Source organism: Gemmatimonadaceae bacterium (assembly GCA_035633115.1).
GTDB lineage: Bacteria > Gemmatimonadota > Gemmatimonadetes > Gemmatimonadales > Gemmatimonadaceae > UBA4720.
Genome location: DASQFN010000047.1, coordinates 274,553 through 291,229 on the forward strand (window position 1 = coordinate 274,553; position 16,677 = coordinate 291,229).

At 62.3% G+C, this 16,677-nt stretch carries 18 protein-coding genes; 17 read left to right on the forward strand and 1 reads right to left on the reverse strand.

Translation table 11 applies throughout. From position 1 onward, the window contains the following. Window positions 1-12 precede the first annotated feature (12 nt). Genes VES88_05800 through rsmA form a run of 4 tightly spaced genes read left to right on the forward strand, consistent with a single transcriptional unit; the run spans window position 13 to window position 3,157 of the window. On the forward strand, window positions 13-345 hold the full coding sequence (locus VES88_05800) for an STAS domain-containing protein (protein ID HYN80996.1): 333 nt from the start codon (window positions 13-15) through the stop codon (window positions 343-345). Then, window positions 345-761, forward strand: coding sequence for an ATP-binding protein (locus tag VES88_05805; protein HYN80997.1), 417 nt, complete (start codon window positions 345-347; stop codon window positions 759-761). Before VES88_05800 ends, VES88_05805 begins: the two co-directional genes overlap by 1 nt. Next, the gene (locus VES88_05810; protein ID HYN80998.1) at window positions 758-2,350 is read left to right on the forward strand and encodes a GAF domain-containing SpoIIE family protein phosphatase; all 1,593 of its coding nucleotides are present in this window, start codon (window positions 758-760) and stop codon (window positions 2,348-2,350) included. Before VES88_05805 ends, VES88_05810 begins: the two co-directional genes overlap by 4 nt. A gap of 3 nt (window positions 2,351-2,353) precedes the next feature. After that, window positions 2,354-3,157, forward strand: a complete 804-nt coding sequence (gene rsmA, locus VES88_05815; GenBank protein HYN80999.1) for a 16S rRNA (adenine(1518)-N(6)/adenine(1519)-N(6))-dimethyltransferase RsmA — start codon at window positions 2,354-2,356, stop codon at window positions 3,155-3,157. Between the two features lie 53 nt (window positions 3,158-3,210). Here the strand turns inward: rsmA and VES88_05820 are convergent, their stop codons facing one another. After that, entirely contained in the window at window positions 3,211-3,837 is a 627-nt protein-coding gene (locus VES88_05820; GenBank protein HYN81000.1) for a redox-sensing transcriptional repressor Rex, read from the reverse strand. Window positions 3,838-3,980: 143 nt separating this feature from the next. Between VES88_05820 and VES88_05825 the strand changes: the two genes are divergently transcribed. The 13 genes from VES88_05825 to xseA all read left to right on the forward strand — a co-directional run bounded on the left by VES88_05825 (window position 3,981) and on the right by xseA (window position 16,646). Beyond that, window positions 3,981-5,216 carry an arginine deiminase family protein gene (locus VES88_05825; protein HYN81001.1) on the forward strand — a complete coding sequence of 412 codons (1,236 nt, stop codon included), beginning with the start codon at window positions 3,981-3,983 and terminating at the stop codon, window positions 5,214-5,216. Next, window positions 5,207-6,190 carry a 3'-5' exonuclease gene (locus VES88_05830; protein HYN81002.1) on the forward strand — a complete coding sequence of 328 codons (984 nt, stop codon included), beginning with the start codon at window positions 5,207-5,209 and terminating at the stop codon, window positions 6,188-6,190. The genes VES88_05825 and VES88_05830 overlap by 10 nt, the downstream gene beginning before the upstream one ends. Continuing rightward, window positions 6,187-7,065, forward strand: a complete 879-nt coding sequence (locus VES88_05835; protein ID HYN81003.1) for an MBL fold metallo-hydrolase — start codon at window positions 6,187-6,189, stop codon at window positions 7,063-7,065. Before VES88_05830 ends, VES88_05835 begins: the two co-directional genes overlap by 4 nt. A 467-nt stretch (window positions 7,066-7,532) precedes the next feature. Further along, the gene (infC, locus tag VES88_05840) at window positions 7,533-8,048 is read left to right on the forward strand and encodes a translation initiation factor IF-3 (protein ID HYN81004.1); all 516 of its coding nucleotides are present in this window, start codon (window positions 7,533-7,535) and stop codon (window positions 8,046-8,048) included. Between the two features lie 37 nt (window positions 8,049-8,085). Continuing rightward, a complete protein-coding gene (rpmI, locus tag VES88_05845) occupies window positions 8,086-8,283 on the forward strand; it encodes a 50S ribosomal protein L35 (protein HYN81005.1) in 198 nt (65 codons plus the stop codon). A gap of 12 nt (window positions 8,284-8,295) precedes the next feature. Next, entirely contained in the window at window positions 8,296-8,658 is a 363-nt protein-coding gene (gene rplT / locus VES88_05850; GenBank protein ID HYN81006.1) for a 50S ribosomal protein L20, read from the forward strand. A 97-nt stretch (window positions 8,659-8,755) separates the two neighbouring features. Beyond that, window positions 8,756-9,784, forward strand: coding sequence for a phenylalanine--tRNA ligase subunit alpha (gene pheS / locus VES88_05855; protein ID HYN81007.1), 1,029 nt, complete (start codon window positions 8,756-8,758; stop codon window positions 9,782-9,784). After that, complete coding sequence (gene pheT, locus VES88_05860; protein HYN81008.1) at window positions 9,781-12,264, forward strand: phenylalanine--tRNA ligase subunit beta; 2,484 nt, start codon at window positions 9,781-9,783, stop codon at window positions 12,262-12,264. The genes pheS and pheT overlap by 4 nt, the downstream gene beginning before the upstream one ends. Next, window positions 12,239-12,538 (forward strand): hypothetical protein, encoded by a 300-nt coding sequence (locus VES88_05865; protein HYN81009.1) that lies wholly within the window; start codon window positions 12,239-12,241, stop codon window positions 12,536-12,538. The genes pheT and VES88_05865 overlap by 26 nt, the downstream gene beginning before the upstream one ends. Further along, on the forward strand, window positions 12,535-12,831 hold the full coding sequence (locus tag VES88_05870; protein HYN81010.1) for a cell division protein ZapA: 297 nt from the start codon (window positions 12,535-12,537) through the stop codon (window positions 12,829-12,831). Before VES88_05865 ends, VES88_05870 begins: the two co-directional genes overlap by 4 nt. 80 nt (window positions 12,832-12,911) lie before the next feature. Then, complete coding sequence (gene rny, locus VES88_05875; protein ID HYN81011.1) at window positions 12,912-14,501, forward strand: ribonuclease Y; 1,590 nt, start codon at window positions 12,912-12,914, stop codon at window positions 14,499-14,501. After that, on the forward strand, window positions 14,491-15,429 hold the full coding sequence (gene folD, locus VES88_05880) for a bifunctional methylenetetrahydrofolate dehydrogenase/methenyltetrahydrofolate cyclohydrolase FolD (GenBank protein HYN81012.1): 939 nt from the start codon (window positions 14,491-14,493) through the stop codon (window positions 15,427-15,429). Before rny ends, folD begins: the two co-directional genes overlap by 11 nt. Further along, window positions 15,426-16,646 carry an exodeoxyribonuclease VII large subunit gene (xseA, locus tag VES88_05885; GenBank protein ID HYN81013.1) on the forward strand — a complete coding sequence of 407 codons (1,221 nt, stop codon included), beginning with the start codon at window positions 15,426-15,428 and terminating at the stop codon, window positions 16,644-16,646. The genes folD and xseA overlap by 4 nt, the downstream gene beginning before the upstream one ends. Window positions 16,647-16,677: the final 31 nt, after the last annotated feature.

Genomic DNA, 16,677 nt, shown 5'->3' on the forward strand with positions numbered 1-16,677 from the left:
TCGGAGACAAGAATGAGCTTCTCGATCAGTAAGCAGGGCGATGTTGTCGTTGTGGACGTCGAGGGTCAGCTGATCGTCGGCAACCGGCAGGAGCTGAAGCAGAAAGTGCTCGACGAGCTGGAGAGGGGCGAGAAAAAATTTCTCATCGACTTCAGCCAGACTGGCTATATCGACAGCTCCGGGCTTGGCGTGCTGGTCTCACTGTCGAAGAAAATCCGGGAGCAGGGCGGTGAGCTTCGCCTCGCCAACCTCAACGATGATTTGCAGACTCTCTTCGAGCTGACGAAGCTCGACACGCTGTTCCAGATCTCGGATACCAGGGAGCGCGCACTCGAGAGCTTCTGATGGCCAAGCCGCGCGTCGCGCTCGATGTCGAGATCCCAAGCGACGTCAAATACATAGAACAAGTGGTCGAGCTCGCGACACGTCAGTGTCGCGAGTTGCATCTGCCTCCGCACAAATGCTCCCTCAACGTCCCGGTGGCGCTTTCGGAGGCGCTGTCGAACGCCATTCTCCGCGGCAATGCCAACGGCCAGGGAAAGGTGCGGATTCGCGCGGTGATAAGGGACGACGCCGTCGTGTTCGACATAACGGACGAAGGAGCCGATTTCGACATCGACGCGATGCGAGTCGAGCCAACACCCGAGACCATCCTGCGCGAGGAGGGCCGGGGCCTCTTTCTCATGCACCGCCTCATGGACAGAGTCGAGCACAGCTATGATCGCGGCAACAAAATAAGACTCACACTCCGTCGCAAATGAGAGAGCTCGAGACGGTCCTCGTTGCATTCCGCGACATAACGCAATGCGAGGCTGCCGTCTGGAGGGCTCCCGAGGGGGATGTTGACGCGCTTGTCCCGGTGGCGCGCTCCGGCCCGCGGCTCGAACGTCCCGACAAGGTTCCGGTTGGGAAGGACGCCAGTCCAATCGCGTCGAACGACGGCAAGATGCTCGTCGCGCAGGTGCCGGGCATCAAGCGGACCTGGCTGGCCGTCGCGCCGTGCGAGCCCGGAGGTGAACCAGAGGAAAAGCATCTCCGGCTCCTGCTGCCGTTTGTCGTGCAGGTTCTTCGCGGTGCGCAAGAGGTCGACCACGCTGCGCTCGAGCTCGCAGAGCGATACGAGGAGATCAATCTTCTCTACACGATCGGTGAGATTCTCGGCCGCACGGTGACGCTCGAGGAGGCGGCAACCACAATCCTCACCGAGATATCGGAAACCGTCGGTGCGCGGCACGCATCGATTCTGGTTCACGACCCGACGACTGATACGCTGCACGTCGTTGCGGCGATCGGTCATGGCTCGCAGGGCGGCCCGCCAATCGCCGTCAACGATCCCGTCTGTGTCTCGGCGCGCGTGTTCCGCACGCAGCACCCGCTGACTGTAGACGAGGGCGAGATGGTTTGTGACGCCGAACGGCCGTATCGGCGCGGGCAGATGCTGTCTGTCCCGATCATGTGGACCACCCCGTCGGGCGGCGAGCCGCTCGGCGTCGTCAATCTTTCGGACCGCAGGTCGCACCAGCCGTACAGCGCCGGGGATCAGAAGCTCGTTGCCGCGATAGCAACGCAGATTGGAACCGCGATTCAGAACGCCCGGCTCGTGCGGGCATCGCTCGAGCAGCAGCGGCTGCTACAGGAGATGAATCTGGCCCACGATCTCCAGATGAAGCTCCTGCCGAATCCTGCGATCGTCGCGCCGGAAGCAAAAGTCGCTGCGCGTGTCGTTCCCGCAGAAAGCGTCGGTGGAGATTTCTATCATCTCTTCCGCATTCCGGGAGGACGAACGGGCGTCATGATAGGCGACGTGTCGGGTCATGGGTATCGCGCCGCCCTCATCATGGCCCTTGCGATGAGCGCCGCCGCCATCCATGCGCAGAATGCGGCCGACCCCGGTGAGATGCTGTCGATGCTCCTTGGGACTCTCCGGGAGGAGCTTGCGACGACCGAGATGTTCATCTCGATGTTCTTCGGCGTGCTCGAAAAAAAATCCTCGACTCTGCGGTACTCGAACACGGGTCATCCTCACGCGTTCATCTTCGGATCGTCGGGCCCACCTCGACGGCTCCACGCGCACGGCCCACCACTTGGCATGACCGACGAAGCGCCCGGCGCGAACGCCGAGCCGTGGCGAAAGGGTGAAGATCTTCTCGTGCTCTTCACCGACGGCATCATCGATGTCATCAATCCGGCCGGAGACCGGCTCGGCGAGCAGAAGGTTCTCGACGTAGTAAGCGAAAGCCGCGCCCTTCATCCGGACGAGATTTTGCGGCGTGTGTTCGACATGCTCGGCGAGTATACCGGCGGCGCGCCGAGTGCCGACGACCTGACGCTGCTCGTCCTGCGAAGCTGACCGTTGCCCCGTAAGCGGGGCTTTCCCCCCGTACTCAAGCGGTTCGGGCAGCATTTTCTGAACGATCGCGACGCGCTGACGGCGATCGCCGACGCGGCTCAACTCGACAAGAGCGACGTTGTGGTTGAGATCGGACCTGGCAGAGGTGCGCTGACGGACTTGCTGCTCGAGCGTGCCGGCCGCGTCATCGCTGTTGAGATCGATCGTGAGCTGGTGGACAGGCTGCGAAAATCCCACGAAGGGGTCTCTCGGCTCACCGTGATCGAAGGCGACATCCTCTCACTCAGGTATGAGGACATCGTGGGCCAGCCTTTTTCAGTTGTCGGCAACGTCCCGTACTACATCACGACACCGATTCTCTTCGGGCTGCTGCAGCCACCGCTGCCGGTTCGCGCCGTTCTTCTGGTTCAGGAAGAAGTCGCGGAGCGAATCGTCGCGGCACCCGACTCGCGCGCTTACGGAGCGCTGTCGGTGAATGTCCAGGCGGTTGCGCGAGCGGAAATCGTGAGAAGCGTGCCCGCGAGCGCATTCACGCCGCCGCCCAAGGTCGAATCGTCGGTGATGAGGTTCACGCCACTGGAAACGCCGCTCGTTCCGCTGGATGAGCTGGTAGAATTTCGGACGTTCGTGCAAGCCGCGTTCGGTATGCGGCGCAAGCAGCTCGCGAACATCCTGCGATCAGTACGAAGTCTGTCACTCGACGAGGCCACGGCCGTGCTCGAAGGGCATGGGGTCGACCCCCGAGCGCGGCCCGAGACTCTTTCTCCTTCCCAGCTAGCGGTGCTGATGCGGGCGAGTCGCTCGTGAGCCCACATGCTCGCGGCTGGAGCGTTACAGCAGGAACCTAGGCCTGAACGTCGTCAGTCGCCCTTATTCGTGAGAGCGAACGTGAGACCCTCGAGCTCCATCGCCATATTGACGGTGCGGAGAGCAACATCGTCGGGCACGTTGAGCTGCACCGGAGCAAAGCTGAGGATGCCCTTGATGCCCGCCTTCACGGCGCGATCAACGAGCTTTTGCGCCACCTCGGCTGGCACGGCGAGCACGGCGATCTGGAAGTTGTGAGCGACGATGTCACGCTCGAGCTGCGCCTCGTCCCGCACCGTGACGCTTCCCCAGCGTGTCCCGATCTTGGACGGATCGCTGTCGTAAACTCCGCTCACGATGAAGCCGCGCTCAGCGAAGCCGGCATAGCGGGCGAGAGCCGCGCCAATCTTCCCTGCGCCGATGATGCACACCCGCCATTGGCGGCCAAGGCCGAGAATCTTGCGGAGGCGCGACGAGAGCTCGGGTACGGAGTAACCGAGACCCCGCTTGCCGAACGATCCAAAGAACGACAGGTCTTTTCTGACCTGTGCCGAAGTGGTGCCGCCAAGCTTGGCGAGGTCGTCGCTCGATGTTGTCCGAACTCCGCGAGCTTCGATTTCGTCGAGGAAGCTGAGGTAGAGAGACAGGCGGCGTATTGTTGATTCAGCTATCCGTTTCACGCAGGCTTGTGAATTAGTTCACAAGTTAGTGGAACTGCGAGTCGGTCGGCAAGGAAACAGCCTTTATCCTTTTCCGTTTCCGTACGGGTACGGGGACCGGCTGACGGGAAACAGCTGACGCGCAACGGATTATTTTGATTTCAATGGCAGTGCATGTGACTTCGGAGATCGGCAGGCTAAAGTCAGTCCTCGTCCACCCTCCGGGCGCCGAGCTCTACGCGGTGACCCCCTCGACAAGAGAAGATTACCTCTACGACGACATCATGGACGTGCCGGCGGCGCAGCGCGAGCACCGTCGATTCGTCGCAATCCTCGAGCGTTTTGCCGAGGTGCACTACGTACATGATCTCCTGACGGAAGTTCTTTCCGACGCGGACGTAAAGCAGCTGCTGATTCGCGACACGCTCGACATTCTGCCGTCCGTTCCCCTAGCGCGCGAGCTCGAGGAAATGGCTCCCGCCGATCTGGCCCGCGCGCTCATCGAAGGCCGCGAGGAAGCACCGGGCCCCCTCGCCAGCGCGCTCAATGAGGGTGGCTACGCCCTGCCGCCGCTGCCCAATCTGTTCTTCACGCGCGACGTCGCAGTCGGCCTGAACGAGCACATCATGATCGGGTCGATGCGCTACAGCATCCGCTGGACTGAAGCGCTTGTGATGAAAGCCATTTTCACCCACAACCCGCGTCTGCAGAACAAGGGGATTGTCTACGACGGCTCCATGGAGCACAGGCTGAACTACACACTGGAGGGCGGAGACGTCCACCCGATACGCCGCAACACGCTGATGATCGGGTTCAGCGAGCGGTCGAGTCCGGCCGCGATCGACCAGCTGGCTTCAGTGCTCTTCGCCAACACCGACATCGAGGACCTGATCATCGTCGTGATGCCAGGCGAAGACATCGCGATCCATCTCGACATGATCTTCACGCAGGTCGATAGGCAGCTGTGCGTGGTTCATCCTCCGCATTTCATCGGGCCGGGCCGGCTGCCGATCCTGCTCTGGAAAAAGGGCGCGTCGAGCATGCGTGAGATGCCGAGCGTGTTTTCGGCGCTCGCCGAATGCGGCGTTCCCATGGAGCCGGTGTTGTGTGGTGGCGAGCGGCGAATGATGCAGGAGAGGGAGCAGTGGTCGTCGGGCTGCAATTTCGTTGCAGTCCGGCCGGGCCTTGTCCTATCATATGCGCGCAATGAGCTCACACACCGGGAAATGGAGAAGGCGGGATTCGATATCATCAACGCGGGTGATTTTCTCTCGGGAGAGCGAGCGATTTCTGAGGAGAGTCGAGCCGTCATTACTTTCGACGGTGGCGAGCTGGTGCGCGGCGGCGGTGGAGCGCGGTGCATGACGTGTCCTCTGGTCAGGGACGAGCCGTGGAGCTGACACGGGTGGGAACCGCGCGAGCCAACGAAACGGCGCGCGGCATTGGCACGCGAATGGAATCGACGATCCTTGCTGAGCGGGCGGCGCACTTCCTCGAGAGCGGGCCTGCCGATCCCGTGGCGCTGATCAGTCACGTCTGCAATCTCCCGGGCGCTCCGCTCATCGTGGCCGAGCACATGGCGCAGGCAATCTTCTCCGGCCGTCCCGAATTCGTGCGTGACGATGTCGGCAGGTGGCTCCTCCATGCTCCAGCGCCTGCGTACACTGTTGAGATCGACATGTCAGACGTCGACTTCGATACCGCGCTGGCGCGTGCGCGGCGTCCCGACCCCGACGTCCTCAGCGGACTCTCGTACGTGGTGGTCGACGTGGAGACCACAGGCACTCGCCATTACGCCGGAGACCGGATTACCGAGATAGCTGCGGTTGTAGTGCGCGACGGGCGCGTGACCGAAGTGTTCGAGACGCTCGTGAATCCTCAGCGTTCGATTCCTCCGTTTGTGACGCAGCTCACGAACATCACGTGGGAGATGGTCAAGGACGCGCCCACATTTCGAAAGGTCGAATCGCAGCTACTCGATGTGATGGCGGGACATGTCTTCGTTGCACACAACGCGAACTTCGACTGGCGCTTCATCTCGAGCGAGGTGCGGCGCGCATCCGGCCGCGAGCTCATCGGCCGGCGCCTCTGCACGGTGAAGCTCGCTCGGCGGCTTCTCCCGCAGCTGCCTCGGCGGTCGCTCGACTACATCGCGGGATACTACGGAGTGGAGATAACGGCGCGTCACCGCGCAGGGGGCGATGCAATAGCGACCGCTCATTGCCTGCTGCGTCTGCTTTCGGATGCAGCCGACCGAGGTTGTCTCACCTGGAGCGACCTCGATTTCATGATCGGGTTCCGCGCGCGCGCCCGTCGCGCCCGCCGTCGCCGGTCAGCGATGCCGGGCCCCGCGAATACGGACATGACGGCGTGAGCGCGCCGACGCCGCTGGTTGAGAAGCGTGTGGTCGGTGGGCTGACAATCCACGCAATTCAGTCCGGCGGTCAGAAGCTCGACGGTGGCGCGATGTTCGGCGTCGTACCCAAGGTGCTGTGGGAACGGCGGATTCCAGCAGACGAGCGCAACCGCATTCAGCTGGGGATGCGCTGCCTGTTGATCGAGCACGCTTCCGGACTCGTGCTTATCGATACCGGAGCCGGAAACAAGGAAGATCAGAAATTCAAAGCCATGTACGGAATCGAGAACGATGGTGCGGACGGACGGACTTTGCTCGAGGACGGTCTCCGCGAAATTGGCGCGCGCCCCGAGGATGTGGCCATCGTGATCAACACTCACCTGCATTTCGATCACGCCGGAGGGAACACCTATCGCGACGAATCAGGCAAGGTAAAGCCGTCATTTCCGAATGCGCGCTATTTCGTGAAGCGCGGCGAGTACGACTACGCGACTCACACCAACGAGCGCACGAGCGCGAGCTACTTCGAGCGCAACTTCATGCCCGTTGTCGCGACGGGCAAATTCGAGTTCGTGAGCCGCGAACGCGAGATAGTGAAAGGGATTCGCGTCGTTCCAACGCCGGGACACACTCCGTTTCATCAGAGCGTTCTCATCGATTCCGGCGGCGAGCGCGCCTTCTTCCTCGGAGACCTGTGCCCGACTCACGCGCACCTGCCTCTCCCCTGGATCATGGGCTACGACGTCGAGCCGCTCGTGACGCTCGAGACCAAGCGGCGGATTCTACGCCAGGCGGAGGACGAGGGCTGGCTCCTCGTGTTCGAGCACGATGCAAGCGTCGCGTGGGGGAGAGTAGAGCACGACGGGAAAGGCTACGGGCTCAAAGGCGACTGACTGTGCAACGCGCACATCGAGCATCTATGACGAAGGGTGAGAAACGATTTGGCGGATTCAACGGATTCGGCGGATGACTGCAAAACTCTTGGGAACTACGGAACAGCATTGCATCAACTCGGACCGTCGTTGCCGTTAACCAAAGAATTTCCGTAGTATCCGCCGAATCCGTTGAATTCGCTGAATCGGTTTTCACCTTCGTCATAGATGCTTGATGCGAGAAGCGGTTGGTTGTCTTGCCCCGATGTCGGAGATCGTTTAGTGTTATGGAGTTACAAGACGAGAAGCAGGCACTCCCGGCGGAGCGCCTCACCCTCTGGCCCTCGCGCTGAATTGAAGCGAGGCGTGCTGAAGGAGTTCATGCCGAGCGGGGCCGGAGGATCATTCCGGTCTCACTTCCGCGCGGGCTTCTCACAAGGGGCTCGCGCTTCTCGTTTTCAGTTTTCTTCAATTAGAGGTAGCCGAGTATTCAGGACACAACAAAACGTGTACGCGTGAACAGGCAGATTCGCATCAGCCCGCTCCGCGTGATCGCCGCCGACGGCGCTCAGCTTGGGATCATGGATGTGGAAGCAGCGCTGGCCGCCGCGGTGGAGCAGGGGCTGGATCTAGTGGAAGTCGCTCCGTTGGCTCGCCCCCCGGTTGTCCGCATCATGGACTACGGGAAATACAAGTTCGAGATGGCCAAGATGGCGCGGCAGGCTAAAAAGAAGCAGCACGTGATCCACCTCAAAGAAGTGAAGTTTCGTCCTGGAATCGAAGAGCACGATTTCGCCACGAAAACGCGTCATGCGCGAGCTTTCCTGGCGGACGGTAACAAGGTGAAGGTGACGCTGATGTTCCGCGGTCGTCAGATCGCGCATCCGGAGCTCGGCCGAATTGTTGTGAATCGGGTGGCGCAGGAGCTGTCCGACGTAGCGAAGGTCGAGACAGAGCCGAAGTTCGAAGGAAAGTTCATGACGATGATTCTCGCGCCGAAGTAAGCGCGAACACCGTCAATCAACGAATACAGAGACTGAAATGCCGAAAATGAAGAGTCACAGGGGCGCGAGAAAGCGCTTCAAGATCACGGGGACAGGCAAGGTCAAGCGCATGAAGGCCTTCAAGAGCCACATCCTCACCAAGAAGACTTCCAAGCGGAAGCGCCGACTTCGCCAGTCAGCGGTGATAACCACGCCCGGCGAAGCAAAGAACATCAAGCGCCTTCTGCAGGCGTAAAGGAGAACCACCATGCCTCGCGTCAGATCGAACGTAGTGCGCTTGAAGCGCAAGAAGCAGGTCATGAAAGCCGCTCGCGGCGCCTTTGGCGCGCGCAGCAAGTTGTGGAAGGCGGCGAAGGAAAACGTCGAGCGTGGCTGGAAATACGCCTACCGCGACCGCAAGAACAAGAAGCGCGATTTCAGGAAGCTATGGATCGTCCGCATCAATGCGGCGGCTCACCAGCACGACATGAGCTACAGCGTATTCATGAATGGACTGAAGCGCGCCGGCGTCGAGATCGATCGAAAAGTGCTGGCGGATATCGCAGTCAATGATCCTGCTGCATTTGGCGCTCTAGCCGAAGCTGCCCGCGCTGCGTTGGCCGCGGCCTAGCCCGCTGTAAGTCATCAAAGGGCGGCCCGGGAACGAAGCAGCGCGACCTTCCGGGGCCGCCTTTTCACATTTCGCCATTCTCATCATCGCCGTCCACGTGAAGCTCCAGGAGTTCATCGCAAGAATCGCCGAAGTCGAGGCGCGGGCCGCTTCGCTCGTTGCAGCAGCGGCGTCCACGGCCGCGCTCGAGGCGGCGCGGCACAGCCTCGTCGGTCGGAAGAGTGGGGAGCTCACCGCTCTCATGAAGGAGCTGCCCGCCCTCTCCCCTGAGGAGCGTCGCGAGGCAGGCGCCGCGGTCAATCGAGCTAAATCCGCCATTGAAAACGCCCTCGATACGCGAGCGATCGATCTGATCAGCGCGAAGACCACAGGCTGCACGATCGATCTCACGATGCCCGCCCGTCGCCACTGGAAAGGAGCAAAGCACCCGGTGACGCTCGTCATCGAGGAGATTGAAGAAATCTTCCGGGAGCTCGGTTTCACGATCGCGCTCGGCCCCGAAGCGGAAACGGAATGGCACAATTTTGGTGCGCTCAATTTTCCGCCCGACCACCCGGCGATGGACATGCACGACACGCTGTACCTCGACGACGGGCTGCTGCTCCGCACGCACACGTCGCCGGTGCAGATCAGGACGCTTCAGAGTTACGAGCCGCCGATACGAATTCTTGCACCGGGCAACGTGTATCGCCGCGACTTCTTCGACGCGTCGCATGCGCCGGTCTTTGCGCAAATCGAAGGACTTGCCGTAGACGAGGGAGTGAGCTTCGTCGACCTGAAAGCGACGCTGACTCGTTTTGCGAATCGCTTTTTCGGAGCGACGCGCACACGGTTCCGCCCCAGCTACTTCCCGTTCACCGAGCCATCGGCCGAGATGGACGTCGAATGCACGCTGTGCAAAGGGTCCGGTTGCGCCGCATGCAAGCACACCGGCTGGTCCGAGATTCTCGGCTCCGGAATGGTCCACCCGTTGGTGCTCGAAGCCTCAGGCGTGGACAGCGAGCGCTACACGGGCTGGGCGTTCGGGATGGGACCGGGCCGGGCGGCAATGCAGCGCTATGGAGTTCCCGACATCCGCCTGCTTTATGATTCCGACATGAGATTCCTGGAACAGTTCGCGGAATGAACGCATCGTACGAGTGGCTGCGCGACTTCGTTCCCTTTGCGCTCAGCCCGGAAGAGCTTCGGGACCTTTTGACTTCGCGAGTCGCGACGGTCGACGACATCGTTCGTCTCCGCGCTGATCTCGACGAGATCGTCGTTGCCCGGGTGGTCGAAGTCGAGCGTCACCCCAACGCCGATCATCTCTGGGTTACGAAAGTCGATGCCGGGTCCGGCGAGCTTCGGGATGTCGTATGCGGAGCCCCCAACGTGACCGCGGGTGCGCTGTATCCTTTCGCTGCCGTTGGCTCGACGCTCCCGGGTGGACTCAAGCTCGAGAAGCGAAAGATCAGAGGAGTCGTATCGGAAGGCATGCTGTGCTCGGCGAGGGAGCTCGACCTCGGGACCGATCACGAAGGCATCATGGCGCTCGACGTGAACGTGAGCCCGGGGACGAAGTTCCTCGATGCCGTCGCCGTCGGTGACGTCCGGCTCGTGGTGGATGTACTGCCGAATCGTCCCGATCTCCTTTCGCACGAAGGATTGGCTCGCGAGATAGCGGCAGCCATCAGTGTCCCGTTGCGCGTGCCCGCGATTCCGGGTCATACCGATTCTCCTGGCCCAGCCGTCGGCAGGCAACCGCACGCGACTGTCATGGTTGAGGATGTCTCTGGATGCCCTCGCTACATGGCAGCCATCATCCGCGACGTAAAAATCGCGCCAAGCCCTTCGTGGCTTGCGGCGCGAGTGGAAGCAGTGGGTTCCCGCTCGATTAACAATGTCGTTGACGCAACGAATTACATGTTGCACGGATTCGGCCAGCCGATGCACGCCTTCGATCTTTCGCGGCTCGAAGGAAATCGGATCGTCGTTCGCCGCGCACGAAACGGTGAAAAGATCAGAACACTGGACGGCATCGAGCGCATCCTCGATCCCGAGATGACCGTCATCGCGGACGGCAGCAGCGCGCAGGCGATCGCGGGCGTAATCGGCGGAGAAGGCAGCGAGGTCACCGATGCGACAACGGACATTCTGCTCGAGGTTGCGTCGTTCGACGCGCGGCGAGTGCGTGCCACTCGCCGGAAGCTCGGCGTATCGAGCGATGCCAGCTATCGGTTCGAGCGGGGCGTCGACGCCCATGCGTGTTCCCGCCATCTCCGATACGCGATCGAGCTCATCACGGCGGTGGCCGGAGGCACGCTTGACGGCGACCCTGCGGATGTTTGCGCAACGCTTCCCATACCGCCCGTGATTCCGGTTCGCAGCCAGCGTATCGAGACACTGCTCGGTGAGGCGATCGATAGCGAAGAGATCGACCGGGAACTAACGTCGATCGGGTTCTCAGTCGCGACTGGCAAGCGCGACGATGGTATCTCAGTGACGCCACCGACATGGCGGAGCGACGTCGTCGCCGAGGTGGAGGTGATCGAGGAGGTCGCCCGCCTGCACGGATACGACAAGTTCTCCTCGGAGATCAGGCCGTTCCGACCAGGGAGCGTTCCAGATGCGCCGCTTCATCTTCTCTCGGCGCGTGTTCGGAATGCCTGTGTCGCGGCTGGACTGCTCGAGGTGCGCCCTCTCCCGTTCACCCGCAGCAACGACAAGCGCTCGCTGAAGGTCCGCAACCCACTGGCGGAGGACGAGGCATTTCTTCGACAGGACATTCTCGACACGCTCGCCCGGCGCGCGGAGCTCAACCTCGCGCATATGCAGCGCACGATTCGCCTCTTCGAGATTGGAGCGGTCTTTTTGAGTAACGAAGCGGGCAAGGGAGCGCTGCCCGACGAGCGAATTCATCTCGCGATACTAGTGCTGGGAGATCGACGTCCTCCGCACTTCACCGAGCCGCGTCCGCCCCACTACGACGAGTGGGATGCGAAAGGAATTGCCGAATCGCTCGGCGGGGCTGTGTTTCCCGGTCATGTGATATCGTGCGTGCCGGCGGAAGGCGACGCCCTTTGGACCATCACCGCAGCCGACGTGAAGGTCGGCATTGTTCGGCCCGTGCCTCTCGATGCACCTGCCTGGGCGGCTCCGGCATTCGGAATTGAAATCGACCTCGAGGCACTTTCCGCTTGGCCTGGCCGGATGTATTCGGCGTCTCCAGGCGCGGCTGATCGGCGCTCGGATGGGACCGTCGGCAAACGATCCGGCGACGCGGGTGCACGCGCTGCGCCAGCCGTATCTGCCCCCGCGCGTTTTTACACGCCGATTCCAGCCATGCCAGCGATGGATGTGGACATCGCCCTCATCGTTCCGGATCGGATCGATGCGGGGCAGGTGGAGCGTGTCATCCGCGAGGCGGCGGGAGAGCTACTCGAGCGGCTGGCGCTGTTCGACGAGTTCCGCGGCGCGGGGGTACCGGAGGGGTCGCGTAGTCTCGCCTGGCGATTGACGTTCAGACATCCGGAGCGCACACTACGCGAGCGCGAGATTCAGGGAAGAACGGAAAGGATCGTGAAAGCTCTAGAGGGAGAACTTGGCGTCAGACAGCGAACTGCCTGAATCGGAGGCCGCATTCGCGGACCTCGAAAAACTCGTCCATCATCTGGGCGATGAGCTGGCGTCTTTCCGAAGGCGCGCGCTGCAGGCCGAGGCGAGGGTGAAAGCGCTCGAGGCGTCGCCTGGAGCGACCCGTACCAGCCCGGAGCGAATCGAAAAGCTCGAGCGCGAGAATGCCAGCCTGAAGATGCGGCTCGAGACGGCCCGCGGACGCACCCGGCAGATGCTCGAGCGGGTTCGCTTTCTTCGCCAGCAGCACGAGACCGCCGCCCGATGACCTCCCGAAAGAATGTCGTGAAGGTCACGATACTTGGCGGCGAGTACACTCTCCGCACCGAGACCTCACCGGAGCACGCGCGTGCGGTAGCGGCTTATGTCGACGACACAATCTCAGAGACGATGCAAGGCAGCCAGATGGTCGAGAGCCACAAGGCGGCAATTCTTGCCGCTCTCCGCATCGCCGGCGAGCTTTTCGAGGCGCGGGATGAGGCGGCCCGCCTTACCACGTCGCTGCGCGAGCTGAGTGACGAAATCCGCCCCTGGCTCCCCCCCGCCAAGCGGCACGATTAATTTACCCCCAAGACACGCGACGACTTTTCGGCGCGATTAGGGGCCGCCTGTGGCGCTGCCGCGGGCCTACATAGATCAAGATGACTCAAACAGCGTGGCTTGCCGCGGCTGGCCTCATTCTTTTTGTGGTAGCCTGCGCGGCTTTTTTCTTTGTAGGGCGACGGTTAGGAAAAAAAGGCGAGACGGCCCGACAGGCAGACGCCAGATCCGGCGCTGAGCAGTCGGCGAAGCGCATCCTCGATGAGGCCGCCAGGGAGGCGGAATCGCTGCTCAAGACGGCAGTCCTCACCGGAAAGGAAGAGCTCATAGGGCTGCGCGAGGAATGGGAGCAGGAAGCCCGCAAGCGACGTGAGGAGATCGAGCGCGAGGAGCGCCGTGTCCAGGAACGGGAGTCGCTCCTCAACCGCAAGTACGAGCTCCTCGAGCAACGCGAGAAGGATGGCGCCAAGCAGGCCTCGGCGCTGACCGCGCGTCAGGAGGCAATGGCGGCACGCGAGCAAGAGCTCACCAGGCTCGTCGGTGAAGAGCGACGCCGGCTCGAGCAGCTTGCCGGCCTTACGGCTCAGGAAGCGAAAGCGGAGCTCATCCAACGTCTAGAGGACGAGGCGCAAGCTGATGCTGCGAACAGACTTCGCGACATTCGCGATACCGCGAAACGGAACGCCGACAGAGAGGCAAAAAAGATCATTGCCCTCGCAATTCAGCGCATTGCGGCCGAGCAGACCGCCGAGACGACGGTTTCCGCTGTGTCACTGCCAAATGACGAGATGAAAGGCCGCATCATCGGCCGGGAAGGCCGGAACATCCGCGCGTTCGAGCTCATAACGGGTGTCGACGTGATCATCGACGATACGCCTGACACAGTCGTCGTTTCCTGCTTCGACCCGGTGCGCCGCGAGGTCGCCCGGCTCTCACTCGAAAAGCTCGTTGCCGACGGCCGCATCCATCCTGGCCGAATCGAAGAGGTGGTCAGCAAGTCGCGCCAGGAGGTCGACGCGTCGATCATTGATACTGGAGAACGCGCCGCATACGCGAGCGGAGTTCACGGTCTCCATCCGGAGCTCATCAAGCTGATTGGACGAATGCGCTGGAGAACGAGCTACGGCCAGAATATTCTGTCGCATTCGCAGGAGGTTGCCTGGCTGGCCGGAATAATGGCCGCCGAGCTGGGCCTCGACGTCCCGATGGCGCGCCGCGGCGCACTCCTCCATGACATGGGGAAGGTGCTCACGCACGAGCACGAGGGCACACACGTGCAGCTGGGCGTCGAGATGGCGACTCGCTATGGCGAGCATCCTCTTGTCGTGAACTGCATCGCCGCTCACCATGACGATGTGCCGCATGAGAGCGAGATCTCCGTACTCGTTCAGGCGGCCGACGCAATCTCGGGCTCTCGGCCCGGCGCGCGCCGCGAAGCGTTCGAGACCTACGTGAAGCGTCTCGAGGGACTGGAGAGAATTGCTTCAGGCTATCGCGGTGTAGAAAAAGTGTTCGCAATCCAGGCGGGGCGTGAGGTTCGCGTCATCGTCACGCCTGACGACATCGAGGAAAACAGGATGCCGTCGCTCAGCGATGAGATCGCGCGTCGCATCGAGGCCGAGCTGCAGTACCCCGGCCAGATCAAGGTCGTCCTGATTCGCGAGACACGCTCGGTGGACTTTGCCCGCTAAGCTGATCGACGGAGTTGCAATTGCGCGCAGCGTGCGGGATCGCGTCGCGCGCGAAACAGCGGCGCTCAAATCACTCGGCATAACACCGGGTTTGGCGGTCATTCTCGTTGGCGATGATCCAGCGAGCGCTACGTACGTGCGGTCGAAGGGGTTGGCGAGCGAGGAGGCAGGAATACACAGCTCGGCGATCCGCCTTCCGGCGGAGACCACGCAGGCGGAGCTGCTCGCCCGGATCGACGAGCTCAACTTGAATGAGTCGATTCATGGCATCCTCGTCCAGATGCCGCTGCCGCCGCAGATCGATCCGGATGCAGTCATTCTTCGCGTCGACCCGGCGAAGGATGTCGATGGGTTTCATCCCGTGAATGTCGGGAAGCTGCTGATTGGCCAGCGCGACGGATTCGTCTCGTGTACCCCAGCCGGAGTCATCGAGCTCCTTCGCGCCGCTCACGTGGAGACAGCGGGGAAAGAGTGCGTCATCATCGGCCGGAGCATGATCGTGGGGAGGCCGATGGCTGCACTGCTCGTTCAGAACACCGAGCCCGGCAACTGCACGGTCACGGTCTGCCACAGTCGCACCCGAGACCTTCGCTCTCACACGCTGCGCGCGGAGATTCTCATTGTTGCAGCGGGGCGCGCGGGCCTCGTGACGGGTGACATGGTTCGTCCCGGCGCGGTTGTCGTGGACGTAGGGATGAACCGCATTCCCGACGCCTCAACGCGCTCGGGGTCCCGCCTCGTGGGCGACGTGGATTTCTCTTCCGTCCGCGAAGTCGCGTCGAAGATCACGCCCGTCCCCGGCGGAGTCGGACCGATGACGATTGCGATGCTGCTCTCGAACACGGTGCTGTCCGCATCTCGCTTTGCAGATGCGCGCACACACGCGGCTGGCCGAGGCACTCCCCAGGCAGCGGCGGTTCACGCATGAGACCTCGCCTCACCCCTGAAGATTTTGCGACCTCGATGCCGTTGCTGGGCTTTCCGAAGGCACCGCCAGGCTCGACGCGCGAGACCGCTATCTGCATCACCGATCTCAACAACTCGACGAAGCAGCTGGTCGAAGAAACCTTCGGGCACTTCTGGGTGAGAGGGGAAGTGAGCGATTTCAAGCGGCATCGGAACGGTCACTGGTACTTCAGCCTGCGCGATAAAACCGCGCAGATAAGCTGCGTGATCTGGTCCAGCGACCAGCGGCGCATGCCGGCGTCGCCCGATGACGGAATGCAGGTTATCGCTCTCGCCCAGTTGACAGTGTTTCCGGGCAGAGGCTCGCTCCAGCTCAGAGTCATTCGGATCGACGCGGACGGCGATGGACTCTGGAGGAAGGCGATCGCCGAGACCGTTGAGCGTCTCCGCGCCGATGGACTTCTGGAGAGGGAGCGGAAGCGTGCTCTCCCTCTCTATCCTCGCTGCCTCGCTGTCGTGACAAGCGCGAACGGCGCGGCTTTGCGCGACATTATCTCGGTGGCGACGCGGCGGCGTCCCGGAATCGAGATCGTCGTCGCCTGCGCCGCTGTTCAGGGCGATAGCGCGCCACGCGAGCTGCGTGCTGCGCTCTCGCGCGTGCGCAGATGGAAAGGCGTGGACGTGATGATCATCGGGCGCGGTGGAGGAGCGCGCGACGATCTGCGCGCGTTCAACGACGAATCAGTTGCTCGCGCAATTGCCGCCTGCGAGATGCCGGTCATCTCCGCAGTCGGTCACGAGATCGACACCACAGTGTGCGATCTCGTTGCGGATGTTCGCGCAGCGACACCTTCGGCAGCGGCGGAGCGCGCGGTGCCGGCGCTTGCCGACCTCGACGCTGCGCTTCGCGCTCGACGCGGCAAGCTCATTGCCGCACTCACCCATCGAACTTCATTTGCGCGTGCCGACGTGAGGACCACCGCGCGAGACCTGCGGACTGCGGCAGTCCGCATCGTCGACAAACGCCGGTCAGTGATGAGCGGAGCTGCCGGCCGCCTCAACGCCCTCAGTCCTCTCGCCACGCTCTCGCGCGGTTATGGGGTCGCTCGTCGCCCGGATGGCGAGGCGCTCACGAGCGCCACCCAGTTCGCGGCGGGAGAAAGCTTCAACCTCACTCTCCGTGACGGGGTTGTCGACGCGACGGTGGAGAATGTCCGGGCAAAAAGGGGGAACACGTGACGGGACGGGCCGCCGAGACGTATAATTGCGA